The organism is Kaistella rhinocerotis (genome assembly GCF_030243905.1).
Lineage (GTDB): Bacteria > Bacteroidota > Bacteroidia > Flavobacteriales > Weeksellaceae > Kaistella > Kaistella rhinocerotis.
Map to the genome: position 1 here is coordinate 764,767 of NZ_JASSYY010000002.1, position 19,767 is coordinate 784,533.

Sequence of the window (19,767 nt, forward strand, 5' to 3'; positions counted from 1 at the left end):
TTTTTAGCTCTCGGAAAAAATACCAACTAAAAATTATATGAAAAAAGATAAGAAGTACAAGGTATTATTATGTTCCTCCATGGGCCACAAAGTAGTTGGAGGGATCACAAGATGGACGGGTAACGTAATGAGCCATTATAATACGAACGTGAGTGAATCTGTTGAATTACATCTGTTCAGCACAGAAACAGGCAATACCGCCGGAATGACTAATCTAAAACGCTGGAGTAATGGTTTGGTAAAATATATAGGAATGTTAAGGGCTTTAAGGCACTCGATCGCAAAGAATGAAATTAACTTGGTCCATGTTGTGTCCAGTGGTTCGTTTAGCCTCCTTAAAGACTTGGCTTTTATTTCTGTTGCTGGTAGAAAAAAAGTAAAGACTGTTGTGCATTTTCATTTTGGCCGAATACCAGAGATTTTTGAAACCAAACACTGGGAGTATAAACTACTTCACCGAATAATTGGTAAGGCTGATACTGCAATTGTAATCGATAAAAAATCATATGATACGCTTATGCATGCGGGCTACAAAAACATACGTCTTTTACCTAATCCACTTACTCCGACAGTAACAGGACTGATAGAAAAAAATAAGCATATTTTAAGAAAAGAAAGAACGCTTTTGTTTGCTGGTCAAACCATAGTGACGAAAGGAGTATATGAGCTTATCAATGCGTGTAAAACGATTCCAGACATTCATCTGAAGATGATAGGTCATGTTTTTGAAGAAATGAAAACCAATTTGTTAGCGCAGGCCGGTGAGGGACATGAAAGGTGGTTGAGCATTGCTGGCGAGCAGGATTTTGAAACTACCATAAAGGAAATGTTATCCTGCGGTGTATTTGTACTGCCTACTTATACGGAAGGTTTTCCTAATGTGATAATCGAAAGTATGGCGTGCGGCTGTCCCATTGTTACCACTAATGTCGGAGCGATTCCGGAAATGCTTGATATTGATAATGGAGACAATTATGGTTTGTGGGTTGAACCTAAAAATGCAGAAAAACTACGTGGTGCAATTTTACGTATGCTAAACGATAAAGATTTTGCTGCGCGGTGCGGTGCAAATGCGCAGAACCGGGTGAACGAAAAATACGGGATGCCCAAAATATTACAGCAGATTGAAGAAATTTGGTTAAACTCATAAGTTGCTCCTGCGACATATAGATGTAGATAATTTATCTTTCTAGTAAGAGTAAAAGCGTTATAAATATAATTAAGCATTAAATAATATTATGCAAATCCATAATAAAACCCTCCTCATCACCGGCGGCACTGGCTCATTCGGTTCGGCGGTCCTTAACCGTTTTTTACACACAGACCATTTCAAGGAAATCCGCATTTTTTCGCGCGACGAAAAAAAACAGGACGATATGCGCGTGCTGTATAAAAACGATAAGATTAAATACTACATTGGCGATGTACGCGACTATGACAGTGTAGAACCGGCGACCAGAGGAGTAGATTACATTTTTCACGCGGCTGCCCTGAAGCAGGTTCCTTCCTGCGAATTCTTCCCGATGCAGGCCGTAAAAACCAATGTGGAGGGCACGCAGAACGTCATCCGCGCCGCGGCGTACAATAAAGTAAAGAAAGTGATTTGCCTCAGTACCGACAAAGCGGCCTATCCCATCAATGCCATGGGCATTTCCAAAGCCATGATGGAAAAAGTGGCGGTGGCTGAATCAAGAAGCCTTACCGAGACGGTGGTATGCCTCACCCGATATGGAAATGTCATGGCCTCCAGGGGTTCGGTTATTCCGTTGTTTTTGAACCAGATAAAAAAAGGGGAGAAAATCACCATTACCGATCCAAACATGTCACGGTTCTTTATGTCACTGGAGGATGCGGTGGATTTAGTACTATTCGCGTTTGAAAATGCCAATCCCGGTGACCTGTTTGTAAACAAAGCACCGGCAGGCAGCATCGGCGATCTTGCGAAAGCCCTTATGGAACTTGCAGGTAAAGAAGTGCCGGTGAAGATCATCGGAACCCGTCACGGCGAAAAGCTGTATGAAACCCTTTGTACGCGTGAAGAAATGCTGCATGCGGAAGACATGGGCGAATTTTACCGTATTCCGGCTGATAACCGGGATCTTAACTATGCGAAATATTTCTCCGAAGGGGAAAGGGACATTTCCAAAATTGAAGATTACCATTCTCATAATACTGAGCAGCAGGGGGTAGAGGGTTTGAAGAAGCTTATATCTACGCTTCCAATTATTAGAAAGGAAGTGTTTGGAGAAGATGTGCTGCAGTATCCTTAGGTTAGATGTTAGATGTGAGAGGTTAGATGCTAGATGTCAGACATGAGATGTGAGATATGAGATGTGAGATGTGAGATGTCATTTCTGAAAATAAAAAAATTCTGCTGAGGCAGGTATGCGTAGTATAATATGGTGATAAAAGGTAGCCGGCATGAAGACGAAAGGGGGATCCTGACTTTTAACAATGTATTTGATGCGTCTGAAGTAAAGCGCATCTATACCATTCAGAACCACTTCACGGATTTTATCCGGGGCTGGCAGGGCCATACGCCGAACAGCGGTGGTTTGCCGCGGTTCAGGGTAGTTTTGAGATCCGTGTCATTCTATTAAATAATGCGGAAACGCCCGATCCGGAATTGCCGGAAACCTGTCACAAACTCACTTCAGCCACACTGGATTTTCTCCATGTACCTGCCGGATGTGTCACCGCGCTCCGCGCGCTTGAGGAGCACAGTAAACTGCTCGTGATGTCGGATTATGCACTGGGTGAAATCCAGGATGAAATCCGTTTTCCGCTCAGCTATTTTAACGGCGGACCACAAAAAATTTAAAAACATAGATCATGGAAATTAATAAAAAAGGAATTTTAAAAGTCGGCATTACCGGTCAGGCAGGGTTTGTGGGGAGTCACCTTTACAATATTCTCGGGTTGTATCCCGAACAGTATGAGCGCATTCATTTCGAAAGGGCGTTTTTTGAATCGGATGAAAAGTTGGATGCATTTGTAAAACAGTGCGACGTTATCGTGCATCTGGCCGCCATGAACCGTCATCCTGATGCTGAATTTATATATACCACCAATGTTTCGCTGGCACAACGCCTGGCAGATTCGCTCCAGCGTACCGGCTCTAAAGCCCATGTACTCTTTTCATCATCTTCGCAGGAGGAGCGCGATAACCTGTACGGGAAATCGAAGAAAGAAGGCCGCAGGTTACTGGCAGACTGGGCAAATGAAAACGGCGGGACTTTCACGGGAATAATCATTCCCAATGTCTTCGGACCTTTCGGAAAGCCCAACTACAACTCCTTTGTGGCTACATTCTGTCACAAGTTAACGCATAACGAAACTCCAACCATTGATGTAGACGGTGAGGTAAAACTTATCTATGTAGGCGAACTTGTGCAGGAAATCATAGATCAGATCGCAGCAGGCACCACCACGCAAGAGTATATTGTCCCATCTACAAAAACAGTAAAGGTTTCGGAGGTGCTGGCTAAGCTTGAAGAATTTAAAAGGATTTATTTTGAGGGTGGCGAGATTCCAAAACTGGAAACAGCCTTTGATTATCAACTTTTCAATACCTACCGCTCTTATATTGACCACAAAAGCCATTATCCTGTAAAATTTACCCAGCACACTGATGCGCGTGGCGCGTTTGTAGAAGTGATCAGACTTGGAATTGGCGGACAGTGCTCGTTTTCAACCACTGTGCCGGGAATCACACGCGGTAACCATTTCCACACCAGGAAAATTGAAAGGTTTGCAGTTATAAAAGGCAAGGCGTTAATCCAACTGAGGAAAATAGACTCGGATGAAGTTTTGGATTTCTATCTGGACGGTACGGAATCGGCGTATGTAGATATGCCCATCTGGTATACCCACAATATAAAGAACATTGGTGAAGAGGAATTGTATACCATATTCTGGATTAATGAGCCATTTGATCCGGAAAATGCGGATACCTACTTCCTGGAAGTGTGATTGGTGATTGGTGATTGGTGATTGGTGGTTAGTGATTGGTCATTAGTGATAGGTAATTGGTAAATTTGTCAAATCCGATAAAATGGGAACACATAAAGATCTTGATGTCTGGAAAAGTAGTGTTGAATTAGTCACCACGGTTTATCTAGTAACCAGTGAATTCCCAAAAGAAGAAATTTTTGGGTTAACCAATCAGATAAGAAGAGCCAGTGTTTCCATACCAAGTAATATCGCGGAGGGAGCAGCAAGAAACTCAGATAGGGAATTTATCCGCTTTTTGTATATCTCCTTAGGTAGTAATCAGGAGTTGGACACTCAAATTTTTGATTGCAAGAAACCTAAATTATCTTTCTGCTGATAAATACAGTTTTATCGTAAATGAAGTAGAAACAATTGGCAGGCAATTAAATGCATTAATAAAATATTTAAAAAATAAATGAACCATAGTACAGACTCGTCATTCACCAATCACCCAGCATCAGTCCCCACGGACCAATCACCAATCACCAGTCACCAACCGACCAAACTAAAAGTAATGACCGTTGTCGGTACACGACCTGAAATTATCAGATTATCACGTGTGCTTACGGCCCTGGACAGTTCTGAAGCCATAGAACATATCATCGTCCATACAGGACAGAATTACGACTACGAACTCAATCAGATATTTTTTGAAGACTTAGGCTTAAGAAAACCGGACTATTTCCTGGAAGCTGCCGGTAAGACAGCCACTGAAACCATAGGCAATATACTTATCAAGATTGATCCTTTGCTGGAAGAACTGGCACCGGACGCATTTTTGGTTCTGGGTGATACCAATTCCTGTCTTTGCGCGATTCCGGCCAAGAAAAGACAAATCCCGATCTTCCATATGGAAGCCGGAAACCGCTGCTTCGACCAGCGCGTGCCGGAGGAAACCAACCGCAAAATAGTTGACCACACCGCCGATATCAACTTAACGTACAGCGATATCGCCAGAGAATATCTTCTGAGGGAAGGCCTGCCGGCCGACCGCATCATCAAGACCGGCTCTCCCATGTTTGAGGTGCTGAACCACTATCTGCCGCAGATTGAGGCTTCGAAAGTGCTGGAAAAACTTGAGCTGGAAGAAGGAAAGTATTTTGTAATATCCTCGCACCGTGAGGAGAATATCAATTCAGAAAAGAACTTCCGCGGACTGATGGACTCGCTGAATGCCATTGCTGAAACGTATGGTTATCCCGTAATCGTGTCCACCCACCCGCGGACCAAAAATATGATTGATAAGATGCAGCTCGAAATGCATCCGCTCATTCAATTGCTGAAGCCACTGGGTTTCCATGATTATAACGCCTTGCAGATGCGTTCTTATGCCGTGCTCTCAGACTCAGGAACCATTTCTGAAGAATCATCGATACTTAATTTCCGTGCACTCAATATCCGTCAGGCTCATGAGCGGCCCGAAGCCATGGAGGAAGCCAGCGTGATGATGGTAGGCCTAAGTCCGGAAAGGATATTACAGGGTCTGATACAGGTTCAGCAGCAGCAGACCGGTGCCGAAAGAAACTACAGGCCGGTAGCAGATTACTCCATGCCGAATGTGTCAGAGAAAGTGGTGCGGATTATTATTTCATATACAGATTATATCAGGCGAACAGTTTGGTCAAAGGAAATATGATATGAATATTCTTTTCCTGACTTTAGTTGAAATCGATTCGGTAGAAGAACGGGGAATTTACCAGGATCTTTTGCGCAAATTCCGTGATGAAGGCCATTCCGTGACCGTTGTTACGCCGGTTCAGCGAAGGCGTGGGATTGCAACCAATCTGAAGAGGACTGAAGGGGTAGCAATCTTGCAAGTACGAACCCTCAATATCCAGAAAACAAATATTATCGAAAAGGGAATTGGTACGTTGGCCATCGAGTATCAATATCTCAGGGCTGTCCGAAATTTCCTTCCTGATTCCAAGTTTGACCTTGTATTGTATTCTACACCACCGATCACTTTGGTAAAGGTAATCAGTTACATCAAGAGACGAGATAATGCATTTGCCTATCTTTTATTGAAAGATATCTTTCCACAGAACGCTGTGGATATGAAAATGATGAAGAGGAAAGGAATTCTGCACCGCCAGTTTGTAAAAAAAGAAAAGAAATTGTATCGCTTATCGGACGCCATTGGCTGTATGTCTCCAGCCAACAGGCAATTCATAATACAGAATAATCCAGAACTTAACCCGTTGAAGATTGAGGTGAATCCGAATACGATCGAGCCACGATACCCTAGTTTTTCGGCCTCGGAGAAGCAGCGTATACGTTCCAAATACGGATTACCCCAGGACAGGCGAATCTTTATTTATGGGGGGAATCTGGGACTTCCGCAGGGACTCGATTTCATGCTTGATACCATCCAGGCGCTGCAGCATTCGAGAGCCTTCTTTCTAGTAGTGGGAAGTGGTACAGAATATGAGCGGATTGCACAATGGTTTACCTCGGTACAGCCAACTAATGCAAAACTCCTGAGCGCGCTTCCTAAAGAAGACTATGATGTATTACTTGCCTCGTGTGATATAGGGCTCATATTTTTGGATAAGAAATTCAAGATCCCTAATTTTCCGTCGCGCCTGCTGTCTTACCTCGAAATGCAGATGCCGGTTATCGCCGCTACCGACCCCAATACAGATATCGGCGATATCATCCAGGCAAACAATTGCGGATATAAGGTATTAGCAGGCAATCTTACAGGTATGGCCAATGCAATAGAAAAATTGGTATCAGAAGACCTCGAAACCTATAAAGAGCCATGCCGCGAGCTGCTTGAGAAGGATTACCACGTCACCCGCTCTTACGAACTCATAATTAAGCGAATGAACCATGTATAGAATCTTTTTTAAACGCCTCATTGATTTTGCTGCAGCGGCTTTAGGTCTTGCGGTACTGAGTCCGGTCCTGCTCTTGGTGGCCCTGGGTCTGGTTGCCGTCAACGCCGGCAAGCCCTTCTTTTTCCAGACGCGGCCGGGAAAGGGCGGCAAACTGTTCCGGATTATCAAGTTTAGGACAATGAACGACCGAAAAGACGCAGATGGCCAACTGCTGCCGGATGCGGAGCGGCTGACGGCGGTCGGAAGTTTTGTACGGAAAACCTCGCTTGACGAGATCCCGCAGCTGATCAATGTGCTGAAAGGCGATATGTCGATGATCGGTCCTCGGCCACTGTTGCCAGAGTACTTGCCATTGTACAGTCCGGAACAGGCGAGACGGCATGAGGTAAGGCCCGGAATTACGGGCTGGGCGCAGGTCAACGGACGCAATGCGGTAAGCTGGGAAGATAAATTCAAAATGGATGTATGGTATGTGGACCACCTCAGCTTTATGCTGGATCTTAAAATTTTAATGATGACCGTACAGAAAGTGCTGAAATCAGAAGGCATTAATACGGCCGGTCAAGCCACTACAGAACGCTTTAAAGGTAATGTGATATGATTGTGATAGGTGGCAGCGGTCACGCCAAAGTGATTGTAGATATACTGATGCTTAATGGTGTGGAAGTGGAAAGGATTGTGGACGCCAACCCCAGGTACGAGGAGATATTCGGAATTCCGGTAGAACAGATGGCTGGTAAGACCGAATTTCCAGCGTCGGTGACGACAGTAATTGCGATCGGAAGTAACAGGGTGAGAAAAAGAATTGCACAAGAGCATGCCGCAAACTATGGCAGTGCAGTTCACCCCGCGGCCACCGTCTCGTGTTATTCCACGCTTGGAGCGGGTACAGTGGTGATGGCGAATGCAGTGGTTAATCCGGATGTTATCATCGGGCTTCACTGTATTATCAATACGGGGGCAGTGGTTGACCACGACTGTGTTTTGGAAGATTTTGTTCACATCTCGCCCAAGGCTGTGCTCCCGGGGAAGGTCACGGTGCGTGAAGGCGCGCATATCGGGGCGGGTGCGGCGCTGCTTCCCGGTATTTCAGTCGGAAAGTGGGCCACCGTGGGAGCCGGTGCGGTGGTGGTGCGCGATGTGCCTGATTATGCCGTGGTGGTAGGTAATCCCGCCAAACCCATCAAATTTCACGATCCCAGTGAATATCCGGACTGAGGCCATACGGAAACAGCGTCGTTCTCCGTTTTATAAAAGATAAGTGCGGCAGAACCTGCTGTTTGCGAAGGCCGGTTCCCAACGTTCCTGGGCGAATCCGGCTTATAAATGGAGACCAACTTTGGTCTCATTAAAAACCATTAGACACCTATTAGTGAAGCCAATGGTATTTTGCTATGTTAATCTTTGTTTTTATCTATCGTAAACTCAAATTTATCTAGTCCTACCTTGTTGATAATCCGAGACTTTTGCGTAAATTCGCCCCCGTAATTATTATAGCAGTTTTTGACTACCCGCGTAGGGTGTTTACGTCTTTTTTTAATGTCAGAGTTCACCAGGCGACCTTATGTCTAAATAATAATTCCACGCTGTAAAGTGTATAACCTTTATTAACCAAAACTTCATGAAACCAAAAATATGGCTCTCCTCGCCCCACATGGGTGGCGCTGAAATAAAATATATTCAGGAAGCTTTTGACCAGAACTGGATCGCGCCGCTGGGCCCGAATGTTAATAATTTCGAGCTTGACCTCGAAAACTATCTCAACCACAATTCGAAGGTAACTGCACTCAGTTCAGGTACGTCCGCGCTTCATCTCGCGCTGATGATGTGCAATGTGAAGCGTGGTGAAGAAGTTTTCTGCCAGAGCATGACGTTTTCGGCGTCGGCCAATCCTATCACCTACGTGGGTGCCCACCCCGTGTTTATCGACAGTGAGCCTGATACGTGGAACATGTGTCCGGAGGCGCTGCGCGAAGCACTGGAAGACCGGGCAGTGCGGGGAAAGCTTCCCAAAGCCGTGATCGTGGTGCATCTCTACGGAATGCCGGCCAAGATGGATGAGATCCTGCAGGTCTGCGAAGAATACGGCGTGACCCTGCTGGAGGATGCCGCTGAAGCCTTAGGCAGCACGTACAAGTCGCAGAAATGCGGTACTTTCGGACAGATGGCAATCCTGAGTTTTAACGGCAACAAGATCATCACCACTTCGGGTGGCGGTGCGCTGGTTTCCAAATCCTTTGCCCGCAAGAAGCGCGCGATATTTCTTTCCACGCAAGCACGCGAGGATGCGCCCCACTACGAACATGCAGAGATTGGATATAACTACCGTCTGAGTAATGTGTCGGCGGGAATCGGCCGTGGCCAAATGGAAGTTCTGGATGAACGCATCGAAGCACGCCGTGCCAACCACCGCTTCTATTCGGAGCTTTTCAGTGAAATCCACGGGGTAGAAGTGCTGACGGAGCCTAACAGCGATTATTTCTCGAACCACTGGTTAAGTGCAATCACCATTAATCCCGAGGTGGCGGGTTTCTCCCGTGAAGATTTACGCATGCGTTTTGAGCGTGAGAATATCGAAAGCCGCCCGCTCTGGAAACCCATGCACATGCAGCCTGTCTTTGAGGAAGCCCATTACTTCGGGACAGATCATGTAGCTGAAAAGCTTTTCGACAACGGACTGTGCCTGCCTTCGGGCTCCAACTTAACCGACGCAGAACGTTCGCGGATCGCGCAGGTCGTGAATAAGGTATTGGTTTAAGGGGACTTTTGTTTGAAGGTTTAAAAGTTTGAGAGTTTGGGGGTCTCAGGGCTTCGAGGATTTAAGAATGGGTGTAAGCGTGTATGAGTGGTCAGGTGCAATTTTGCTTTGCGAATAAAGTCTCTTCTCAGCCGTGGCGGATTCGTGTGACAAGCGGGCAGAGCCAGGTGAAAGAGCTTTTTTAAAATCGGGCCTGATCTTTAGTGCGGTTGTCATCCCCACTGTATCAGTTGTCATCCCGACGAAGGAGGGATCTCTCCTTGAGTTGATCAGTTATTGCGCTGCCCTTGCAATTGTATCGTTTGTCATCCCGACGAAGGAGGGATCTCTTACTGACCGATCTGCAGGTTTTATGAGATTGACTCCGTCGAACCGCTTCGTTGTTTACTTCGCACCGTTGAGATTCTTCATTCCGCTGCGCTCCATTCTGAATAACAAACGCTATTCCACCAGGAACTATCTAGATTTAACAAAAGTCTTGTTGTCATCCCGACGAAGGAGGGATCTCCACTGGGCACGTCCGTTTACCCCAACCTAAAAGATAATCCGGCTGTTTTAATTTTGCGCCAAGGCGCTACTCTACGCAGAAAATCAGCAGAATGTGAAATAATTTTAATTAATTTGCAAAGATTTTAAGCGAACTAAAAGTCAATCACAATATCTGATGAAGAACCTTATCCCCGCGCTGGCTCTCCTTTTCTCTGTTCTTGCGCACGCGCAAAACTTCAAATACGGCGTCACCGGCAACTTTCACCGCGGCTCTATCGCCGGCGTGCACGATTATTCGACCGGTAAATATGGCGGCGGACTGGGATTTTTCGCGCAGTGGTCACTCGTGGAAAACGACGTTTTCGATTCGGCCTGGCTCTACCTCACCCCGCAGATCGAGTACAACATGCAGGGTGAAAACGCCAAAGCGGACCGCGATATCTACGGTCTGCAGAAATACCACCACGATTATATCGCCATGCAGGTCTATCTCAAATGGTTCTTTCACCAGGGCAACATGAAGCGCGACGTTTTCCTTTTTGCGGGTCCGCGCATCGAGTATATGGTGAGACAGGACGTTAATGTAGATCCGGCGTACGATGCGGTGTATTACCAGTACAACCTCGACGATGAGGTGAAAAAATTCGGTTATGGCGTCTCGATGGGTGTCGGGCTTAAAATAAATCAGCATCTTGAAGGTTTCCTGCGATTTGACCGCGGTTTCAGCACGGTTTACACCAAGAATACCAACAACAACACGTACAACCGGATGCTCGCGGTAGGTCTCAACTATTTTATCGACGAAAACTGGTGGTAACCGGGCAAATCACATCAAACCTTGAGCCGGTGAAAAACATTTATCTTTGTAGTTATTAATGACATCAATGAAAATATATTTTCCGGTTTTCTTCGTCCTCGCGCTGCTGGTCACTTCATGTAAACCCAAACAGAATGTGGTTTATATGTCGAACAACAATTTCGAGCAGGAGGTTTCGCAGGCGCGTTTTAGCGGGCTTCATATCCAGGAGGGCGACAAACTTCAGATTACGGTATCGGCATTCGATGAACTGGCGGTGAGGCCGTTCAACCGAAGTTCGATGGCGGGTACCGGTAATGCCGCAGAAGGTTCTGCAGGCGCGGGTACGGCTGCCGGCAGCGAATATATCGTAGGTTCCGACGGAACCATTACTTTTCCAGTGCTCGGACCGGTTTTCTGTAAAGGCATGACGAAGCAGCAACTTGAGGATGACCTTGAAAGCCGCCTTAAGCGGTACATTACCGATCCGATGGTCACCATTACGCTGACTAATTTCAATATATTTGTGCTCGGTGAGGTGAACGGTCCCGGTCTGAAGACCAGTCCGACCGAAAAACTCAATATTTTCCAGGCCATCGCACTGGCGGGCGACCTTTCTTATGACGCCAACCGTACCAATGTGAAACTCATCCGGCCTTCCGAAACTTCCGGTAAGGATGAAGTTGTATCGCTCGATCTGTCTGAAGCCTCCATCGTGAATTCGCCGTACTATTATCTGCAGCAAAACGATATTCTGTATGTAGAACCCGACCGCAACAAACAGATCGCGGTCAATTCAGATTCAGCTACCGATAAGTGGATCCGCTACGGCGGCGTGGCACTCGGTCTCATCACCCTCATTATCACACTCACCCGGTAACCCTGCGCCATGGAACTATTAGAAAATCCGGTGCCGGCACCGCGCACGAATCCGGTCAACCTCAAGAAAGAAATTGCGAAATACCTGCGGAAGTGGCCGTGGTTCCTGCTGAGTATGGTGCTCTTCTACGCCGCGGCGAAGCTATACCTCCGTTATACCGAACCGCTGTATTACTCAAAGACCTCACTCAAACTTCAGGAGTCTAAAGGGAAAAGCACCGCACTCAGTGACCTGAAAAATCTGGGTATGGGCGTGAGCGGTGACAACGAATTGCAGGGCGAAACCACCGTCGTCGTTTCCAAACCCATTTTGGGCGCTGTGGCTGAAAACCTTAATCTGGCGGTCACCTTCTACAGTATGGGCGCGATCAAGGAGGTTGAGCTTTACCGCGATTCGCCGGTTACCGGCAAGATCATCAGCATCAATCAACCCGATGCTTTTTGGGGTCAGGAAATGGTGATGTCGCCGGTAGGGAATAATTCGTACCGGTTTTCCGGCTCGAAAGACATCTTCCGCTTTGGGTCGCCGGCCAAACTTTCTTTTGGTGTCGTACAGATCGATGCAAAACCGGGTGCGCGTCTGGGGACACCGGTGAAGGTGGTATTTAAAAATCCAAAAAACGTCGTCAGTTCACTCGAAAGCCAGATCAATGTTTCTCTGCCCGAAAACAAAGGTCTCCTGATGGAACTTTCCATGGTGGGTCCGGTTCCGAAAAAATCTGAGGACATCCTGAACGAACTTTCGAAACAGTATATCATCGACGGGATCAACGATAAAAACAAGGAAGCGCAAAACAGTCAGGATTTCATCGATGAGCGTTTGGCGATCATCAGTGAGGACCTTTCGGGCATCGAAGGGCAGAAAGAAAACTTCAAAAGATCCAACCAAATCGTGGACCTCGAATCCCAGGCCAGTCTGGCATTGAGTAAAGCCGATGAGAACACGAAATCTGTCGTTACCAACTCCATGCAGCTTGACCTGGTGAATTCTGTACTTTCGGCCACGTCCGGCGACCAGTTGCTGCCTTCAGGTCTGGGTCTGAATTCTGCGGCTGAGGCCGGTATAACCGAATACAACAGCCTGCTGCTTACGCGGAACCGGCTGCTCAAGCAGGCGACCTCCGAAAACCCGTCGGTTGTGGAAATGAACAAGCAGTTGGCGGCCTTAAAGAATCTGATCCGTAAAAACCTGGTTGAAACCCGCGAAACCCTGCAGCTTCAGATCGGTCAGGCGAACGCCCAGCTGAATGTGGCGAAAGGGAATATCAGCCGGTATCCGACGCAGGAAAAGATGTTCCGCAGTATTGACCGTCAGCAGACGCTCAAAGAACAGCTTTACCTTTATCTGTTACAGAAACGCGAAGAAAACGCGATCACCCTGGCTGTCACGGCACCCAAAGCCAAGATCGTGAATCCGGCATTTACTACCGGCATTGTAGAACCCAAATACTCACAAATCCTGTACGGGTCGGTGGCCGCAGGTTTTCTGCTGCCCCTGCTTCTGTTTGTGGGTTTAAATCTGCTCGATACCAAAGTACATACGAAGCAGCATATCCTTTCCTACCTGCCCGATGCCTCCGTAATCGCTGAGATTCCCGTCAATGCGGAGGAAAACGCCATCGTGCATCCGAACGATTTCTCGGTGTTCGCCGAGTCCTTCCGTATCCTGGGGTCCAACCTTAAATTCATGCTGAAAGCCAAAGAAAAAGGCAGCGGTGGCGTCATACTCGTGACTTCGTCGGTAAAAGGGGAGGGCAAGACCACCATTTCAATGAACGTCGCCCTTACGCTGGCCGGCAAAAGCCGTGTGATCATTGTGGGCGCGGATATCCGTAATCCACAGCTGCACCGTTTTGTGAACGGTAAGAATGTGGGTTTAACCGATTACCTCGTATCCGATGAGGAAAGCGCTGAAAGCTACATCATCCCTTCGGGCATCAATGACAATCTCGACGTGCTCTTCAGCGGTCAGATCGCGCCGAACCCGAATGACCTGCTCGACATGAAGAAGTTCAACGACCTCATCACCCACCTTAAAACGACTTACGATTATGTAGTGCTCGATTCCGCGCCAGTAATGCTCGTAAGCGACACACTTCACCTCGTGGAAAATGCCGATGTGGTTTTGTACGTAGTAAAATCTGATTTTACCGAGAAAGAGATGATCGACTTCGCGGGAGGCTTCCGCCGCGAGAACCTGATAGGCAACATGGCATTTGTTCTCAACAGTGTAAAACCCGAAGACACGCGTTACGGCAACCGGTACGGTTACGGATACTACTCGTACACCACCGACGTGAAGCGGAAGTGGTGGGATTTTAGGGGAAGGGTTTGAGAGTTTGAGGGTTTGAGGGTTTGAGGGTTTGCTTTTGCTGCGCAAAAGAGATCCCGTCTCCGCCGCGGCGGATCGGGATGACAGGCGGCCGGTGACGAATTTGAAAATTTGAGAGTGTGCGGAAGAGATCCCTCCTGACGTCGGGATGACAAGGGATTTGAAAATGTGGTAATTTGAGAATGTGTTCATTTGAGAATGTGTTCATTTGAGGATTTGAAAATGTGCGGAAGAGATCCCTCCTGAGGGCGGGGATGGACCCACTAAGGTCTTACCCCGACCTTTCAACATCATTCCCGACAAGTCAAAAAATATTAAAATACAGTTCCTAAAGGCATTTTTCAGGCTTTTGTAAGAGCCTTATTCTTGGGTCGCTGCGAAAATTATCGCTATCTTAGACTCATAAACCATTTTATTTATGAGAATACTTTTATTATTTCTTTCGTTTCTTACGTTTTCATCATTTTCCAACGCTCAGACTGCAGGCTGCCTTACGGCACCGAACGGACAGTATCCTTCAGGTGTGTTTACGCCCAACTGTACCGGTTCTACCGAACTTATCGTCGATTATGCCTTTACAGGTGAATATTCGGTGGTGAAACTTACCGCGGGCGTCACGTATGAGTTCATTGCCGATCCTATTGAGGGCGATGTCGTTTTCGTGACGGTAGCTGCAGCAGACGGAAGTACGGTACTGGCTGCTGGCGCGGGTAAAGCCACGTGGACCGCGACTGCTGACGGCAATGTGCGCTTTTACACCCACCGCAATGCCAGCTGCCTCAGCAGCGACTGGGAATTTACGGCCAGACGCATCAAGTGTACCCAAATTATCCGCGACTCCTATTGTGAGCCTTCACTCAACTGCAGCGACGGCGCCGTCATCCAAAGCGTGAAACTCGCAGACCTTGAAAGTCTGTCCGGTTGCAGCAGCAACGGTTTTTCAGATTACAGTGCGAAAGCAGCCACGGTATCCCGCGGCGGAACTTACACGCTCGAGGTTAATATCGGCTATGGCTGGTTTGAGCAGTCGGTTTCCGTTTGGATTGATTATAACAAGAACTTCCTGTTCGATGCGAACGAATTCATTTATGTCGGTTCTACAGACCAGGGAACGCTGACTAAAACCATCACCATGCCTGCCAATATCGCAGACGGTGACTACCGTATGCGGGTAAGGCTTTCAACAGTTGGACCAGCGGGCGCTACGGCGGGAAAAGCCTGTGATGTGTCCGATACGTATGGCGAAACCGAAGACTATACGATCAAAGTTCAGGGAACCATGGGTGTAGGCCACAGTTCTGTCCAGGCAGTTCAGATCTACCCAAATCCGGCTAAAGACGTGGTCAATATCAATGCACAAAGTACTGTCAGCGAAATTTTGCTGGCGGACAGTATGGGCCGTCAGATCGCGCGTTTTGGCGGTAACGAGAGAATTGATGTGCGTCATCTGAAAGCCGGCATGTATCTGATGACGGTCCGCCTCAAAGACGGCACGGCCATTACAAAAAAGCTTATCAAGCAATAATCATTTAATAATTTAAGTAAAAACCGCTCCGTTTACGGGCGGTTTTTTTGTGTTTTGCAGGCAACCTGCTGTACAATGCATTTATGCACAAATGTTCGTTATTTTTATTAATTCTAAATAAAATTTAATACTTTCGCAAACTCAATATCCTGACAAATGTTTTAACCGGATATCAGTCGCGTTGTGAAAAAGTATATTCTTTATCTGTTATTTTCGTTTTTTTCTTTGTCTGTCTTTGGGCAAAATACCCTCCGTCTGGAAGTAAATGTTCTTGACGGGAAAAAATCAGCAGTGGAGGAGGCCACGGTTTCTATCCATCAAAAAACTTACTTAACCAATTCTTCCGGGCTCAGTATTTTCAATTTAGCTCCGGGCACTTACACCCTGCAGATAACCCATCCCAATTACCAGGAAAAGCAAATCAGTGTACATCTTACTAAAAATATCCAATTAGACATACAGCTTCAGTCCGAAACAAAATTGGAAGAAGTGTTTATCACCGCAAAGGAAAAAAAAGGATTAACGAGTACCTCCGTCATTGACCGAAAAGCGATGGAACATCTGCAGCCATCGAGTTTTACGGATTTGCTGGAACTGCTGCCCGGTGGTTTATCACGGGATCCTAATTTCACCTCGGCGAACAGGATTGCTTTGCGCGAAAGTGCAGGTGCCCCGAGTGACTATATTACTTCTGCACTGGGCACACAGTTTATGATGGATGACAATATTCTCAATTCAAATGCGAATCTGTTAACCTCCTCTGATCCAAGACATTTGTCAGAAAGGCCTCTTAACTTAAATTCTACACGAACGGGCGTAGATATGCGCACGATTTCAACCAATGATATTGAAAGAGTAGAAGTAATAAGGGGAATCCCGACGGCAGCGTACGGAGATTTAACGTCCGGGTTAATCAAGATTGAAAGAAAGATGGGCTTAACTCCGTTTCAGGCCCGTTTTAAAACCGATGGTTTCAGTAAACAATATTATGTTGGAAAGGGTTTTTCGATGACTGAAAACTGGCAGCTGAATGCGAATCTCGATTTGCTCGACTCCAAAAATGATCCTACGGATTCGTACGATAATTACCGGCGTATGACAGGTTCTGTCCGTTCCCGGTTACTGACCGGCCTTTGGAGCAACCCTTTGGAATGGCGGAGTACAATCGACCTTGCATCCAATATTGATACAAAAGAAATTGATCCCGATACGGGCGTTACTGCGATTGATCAGTATAAAAATACCAGCCTCAGAATAAGTTTTACCAATAATTTTGTCTATACTTTAAATCAGAATAATTTTTTCAACCGAATTGTGCTCAATACGGCTATCCGCCAGGGCTTTGACCAACTGAAGCAGTCAAAACTCATTAATTTAAGCGGACCCCGTTCACTTCCGTTATCATTTGAGGCGGGTGAAAACACAGGATTTTATCCTGCTTTGCGTTACATCTCGGATTTCGGTACAGACAGCAACCCCATTGATCTGTCGGCGGCTTTACAGGCGACCGGAAATAAGAAATCGGGCGGTTTTCAGTTTCAGTACGAAGCCGGATTAGACTTCAGATATTCTAAAAACAGAGGAAACGGTATGCAGTGGGATTTGGCCACACCACCCAACTCAGTGATGGGTTCCCGCCCGCGGACTTTTGATGACATACCCGCCTGGCAAAATGCAGCTGCTTTTGTGGGAAATGAACTTAATTACTTATTGGGTAAACATCAGTTCAATTTATACACGGGTTTGCGGCTTTCGAAACTGTTGGGTCTTGATCCCTCCTACAAAATCAGCGGTGAATCTTACCTGGAGCCCAGAGTGAATTTCCGGTATCAACTTCCTGATATCATGCTTAATGAGAAGCCTCTGGCTATTGATCTTACAGTTGGATACGGAGAATTTTACAAAACCCCCACGATGGGAATGCTTTTTCCCAATCAGAAATACTGGGATTATGCGCAGCTCAATTATTTCCACAATGATGAAAACTACCGCTATGTAAACTTCATAACTTACATTGAAAATACGGAGAATAAAGATCTTACCGCAGCAAAAAACAGTAAAAAAGAAATCAGGCTTAATTTATCGTACAGAAGGCATAATCTGTTCTTCACCTACTTTAATGAAATCCTAAACAATGGTTTCAGATCCACTTTACAGACCAGGGTTCACGAGTTCAAGCAATATGACGCGGCTTATGTAAACCACGATGACTGGAATAACGGGCCCAATCTGGCGAACATTCCTTACACCCTAAAAAAAGAATTCGGAACGTATTCTACCACAGAGAACGGAAGTGCAACTTTGAAGAGCGGGGTAGAATTTGGGTATTCTTCACCAAGATTAAAAGTCATCAATACAAGATTTACACTTACCGGCGCGTGGTTCAGAACAGAATACAGAAATACGGTTCCGGTCATTGAAAGTCCGGCCATCTCTTTGGGAGGCCAAAATTTTCCCTACTACGGGATTTATAAGAATGATCAGGGCTATATCAACGAAAGTATGAATTACAATCTAATGATTGATACTTATCTTCCACAATTGGGTTTAACGGTCTCTGCTTCTGTGCAGGGAAATCTTTATGATTATAAAAAGAGTGACCAGCGGGTACCCGAACCTGAGCATTACTACGGTCTGGATAACGTGATCCATGATTTTCAACCCTCAGACGCGCATGACGCTTACCTGCAGTGGCTGGTACGGGGTGTGAGTTCAGATCATATTTCCAGAAGGTTAACGCATACCGTTCAGGCCAATTTAAAGGTGACCAAAGTAATTTACCGTGGGATACGCTCTTCCATGTTCGTCAACAGAATCTTCAATTACCAGCATCCCTATACTTTCCTAGGCAACAGAATCTACCGAAAGGTGGGCAATACTCCTTATTTCGGAATGGAGCTAACGTACAATTTTTAACTAATTATTTAAAAATATACTACTATGAAAAAAAGATTTTTAATCTTCGGATTGCTCGCAGCAATGGCAACTACAGTAACGGTTTCCTGTTCAAGAGATGATGACGGGTTCGGAAGCGGCGCGGTAGTGGCGCAGAAAAGCAACTTAACAGTGACCCTTTCCGGAAAAGATATTTCTTCTTACAAAAATGTGGCAGTCGAGATCCAGGAGGTGAATACAGGAGCCATCACCAAATATAATTTCGTCAACCAAAGTGCACATACTTTTGACCTTCCTTACGGCTCCTACAAGGTAGTTGCAAACGGCGAGGCCATTATGGTCAGTTTAGATGAGGTGCAGGTTGGCGGAACTGCAAATGTTGATATCAATACGGCCACATCCAATGTTTTGGTCAACCTTCAGATCAAACAGTTCAGCCAGGATTTCCTTATTGAAGAGGTTTTCTTTACCGGGGTAAAAACTCCGGATAATAAGAACTACAATAACTCGCGTTATTTCAAGCTTGTCAACAATACCGACAAGGTATTATATGCGGATAATTTAATTATTTCGGGATCTGAATTTTTCACCACGGTAAAAAGAGTTATTACGCCATATAATGTGGAAGAATATTTCCCAATTTCCAATATGATGGTTCTTACAGGTTCAGGAACACAATATCCGGTGCAGCCCGGAGATTTTATTGTGGTTGCAGATAATGCTATTGATCACACAGCATCAAACGGTTTCGATCTCCGTAACGCCGATTTTGAATTTCCAAGCAGCAATCCATCTTTGGGTCATGTGGATAATCCTGCTGTTCCCAATGCGGCAGTGGTGTATACCAAAATGTCCTTCAACATGATATTCCTCTACACTACAAGCCAGGAAGCTTACGTGATTGCCCGTTTTCCGGCCGGTGAAAATCCTGCTACCTTCATACAGAATTACAAATACACCTATTCTTACACCAATTCGGCAGGGAACACAACTACTGTAAATTCTTACAAAATTCCAAATTCCTGGATCGTAGATGCGGTAAATACGAGCAGAGATGCAGATTTCCAGCATATAATTACCGGTGCTTCATTGGATGCAGGCTATACCAGTGCATCGCCAGGCTACAGCGGGAAAACTGTGAGAAGAAAAGTTTTGGGCCAAACTGCAAACGGTAAAAATATTTACAAAGACACCAATAATTCTGCTTCCGATTTCACCAGAGATTCACAGTCCAGTTTAATCAACGGAATCATAAGATAA

The 19,767-nt window shown here is 46.0% G+C and carries 17 protein-coding genes; all 17 read left to right on the top strand.

What is annotated here, in order from left to right:
- Window positions 1-37: 37 nt before the first annotated feature.
- Window positions 38-1,150 (top strand): glycosyltransferase family 4 protein, encoded by a 1,113-nt coding sequence (locus QEP06_RS08770; RefSeq protein WP_285269916.1) that lies wholly within the window; start codon window positions 38-40, stop codon window positions 1,148-1,150.
- Between the two features lie 88 nt (window positions 1,151-1,238).
- A complete protein-coding gene (locus tag QEP06_RS08775; protein WP_285269917.1) occupies window positions 1,239-2,270 on the top strand; it encodes a polysaccharide biosynthesis protein in 1,032 nt (343 codons plus the stop codon).
- 129 nt (window positions 2,271-2,399) lie between these two features.
- The gene (locus tag QEP06_RS08780) at window positions 2,400-2,600 is read left to right on the top strand and encodes a hypothetical protein (protein WP_285269918.1); all 201 of its coding nucleotides are present in this window, start codon (window positions 2,400-2,402) and stop codon (window positions 2,598-2,600) included.
- Window positions 2,601-2,626: 26 nt separating this feature from the next.
- Entirely contained in the window at window positions 2,627-2,821 is a 195-nt protein-coding gene (locus tag QEP06_RS08785; protein ID WP_285269919.1) for a hypothetical protein, read from the top strand.
- A 32-nt stretch (window positions 2,822-2,853) separates the two neighbouring features.
- Window positions 2,854-3,972 carry a polysaccharide biosynthesis C-terminal domain-containing protein gene (locus tag QEP06_RS08790; RefSeq protein ID WP_285270083.1) on the top strand — a complete coding sequence of 373 codons (1,119 nt, stop codon included), beginning with the start codon at window positions 2,854-2,856 and terminating at the stop codon, window positions 3,970-3,972.
- 82 nt (window positions 3,973-4,054) lie between these two features.
- Complete coding sequence (locus tag QEP06_RS08795; RefSeq protein ID WP_341850012.1) at window positions 4,055-4,330, top strand: four helix bundle protein; 276 nt, start codon at window positions 4,055-4,057, stop codon at window positions 4,328-4,330.
- Between the two features lie 177 nt (window positions 4,331-4,507).
- Window positions 4,508-5,629, top strand: a complete 1,122-nt coding sequence (gene wecB / locus QEP06_RS08800) for a non-hydrolyzing UDP-N-acetylglucosamine 2-epimerase (RefSeq protein WP_285270084.1) — start codon at window positions 4,508-4,510, stop codon at window positions 5,627-5,629.
- A gap of 1 nt (window position 5,630) precedes the next feature.
- Complete coding sequence (locus QEP06_RS08805; RefSeq protein ID WP_285269920.1) at window positions 5,631-6,833, top strand: glycosyltransferase family 4 protein; 1,203 nt, start codon at window positions 5,631-5,633, stop codon at window positions 6,831-6,833.
- On the top strand, window positions 6,826-7,434 hold the full coding sequence (locus QEP06_RS08810; RefSeq protein ID WP_285269921.1) for a sugar transferase: 609 nt from the start codon (window positions 6,826-6,828) through the stop codon (window positions 7,432-7,434). The genes QEP06_RS08805 and QEP06_RS08810 overlap by 8 nt, the downstream gene beginning before the upstream one ends.
- On the top strand, window positions 7,431-8,051 hold the full coding sequence (locus QEP06_RS08815; RefSeq protein ID WP_285269922.1) for an acetyltransferase: 621 nt from the start codon (window positions 7,431-7,433) through the stop codon (window positions 8,049-8,051). The genes QEP06_RS08810 and QEP06_RS08815 overlap by 4 nt, the downstream gene beginning before the upstream one ends.
- Before the next feature lie 403 nt (window positions 8,052-8,454).
- On the top strand, window positions 8,455-9,591 hold the full coding sequence (locus QEP06_RS08820) for a DegT/DnrJ/EryC1/StrS family aminotransferase (RefSeq protein WP_285269923.1): 1,137 nt from the start codon (window positions 8,455-8,457) through the stop codon (window positions 9,589-9,591).
- 664 nt (window positions 9,592-10,255) lie between these two features.
- Window positions 10,256-10,897: an outer membrane beta-barrel protein gene (locus QEP06_RS08825; protein WP_285269924.1), complete on the top strand. Its 642-nt coding sequence runs from the start codon at window positions 10,256-10,258 to the stop codon at window positions 10,895-10,897.
- Window positions 10,898-10,964: 67 nt separating this feature from the next.
- A complete protein-coding gene (locus QEP06_RS08830) occupies window positions 10,965-11,756 on the top strand; it encodes a polysaccharide biosynthesis/export family protein (RefSeq protein WP_285269925.1) in 792 nt (263 codons plus the stop codon).
- Between the two features lie 9 nt (window positions 11,757-11,765).
- On the top strand, window positions 11,766-14,090 hold the full coding sequence (locus QEP06_RS08835; RefSeq protein ID WP_285269926.1) for a GumC family protein: 2,325 nt from the start codon (window positions 11,766-11,768) through the stop codon (window positions 14,088-14,090).
- A 415-nt stretch (window positions 14,091-14,505) separates the two neighbouring features.
- Complete coding sequence (locus tag QEP06_RS08840; RefSeq protein WP_285269927.1) at window positions 14,506-15,612, top strand: GEVED domain-containing protein; 1,107 nt, start codon at window positions 14,506-14,508, stop codon at window positions 15,610-15,612.
- A 183-nt stretch (window positions 15,613-15,795) separates the two neighbouring features.
- A complete protein-coding gene (locus QEP06_RS08845) occupies window positions 15,796-18,528 on the top strand; it encodes a TonB-dependent receptor (protein ID WP_285269928.1) in 2,733 nt (910 codons plus the stop codon).
- 24 nt (window positions 18,529-18,552) lie between these two features.
- Window positions 18,553-19,767, top strand: coding sequence for a DUF4876 domain-containing protein (locus tag QEP06_RS08850; RefSeq protein WP_285269929.1), 1,215 nt, complete (start codon window positions 18,553-18,555; stop codon window positions 19,765-19,767).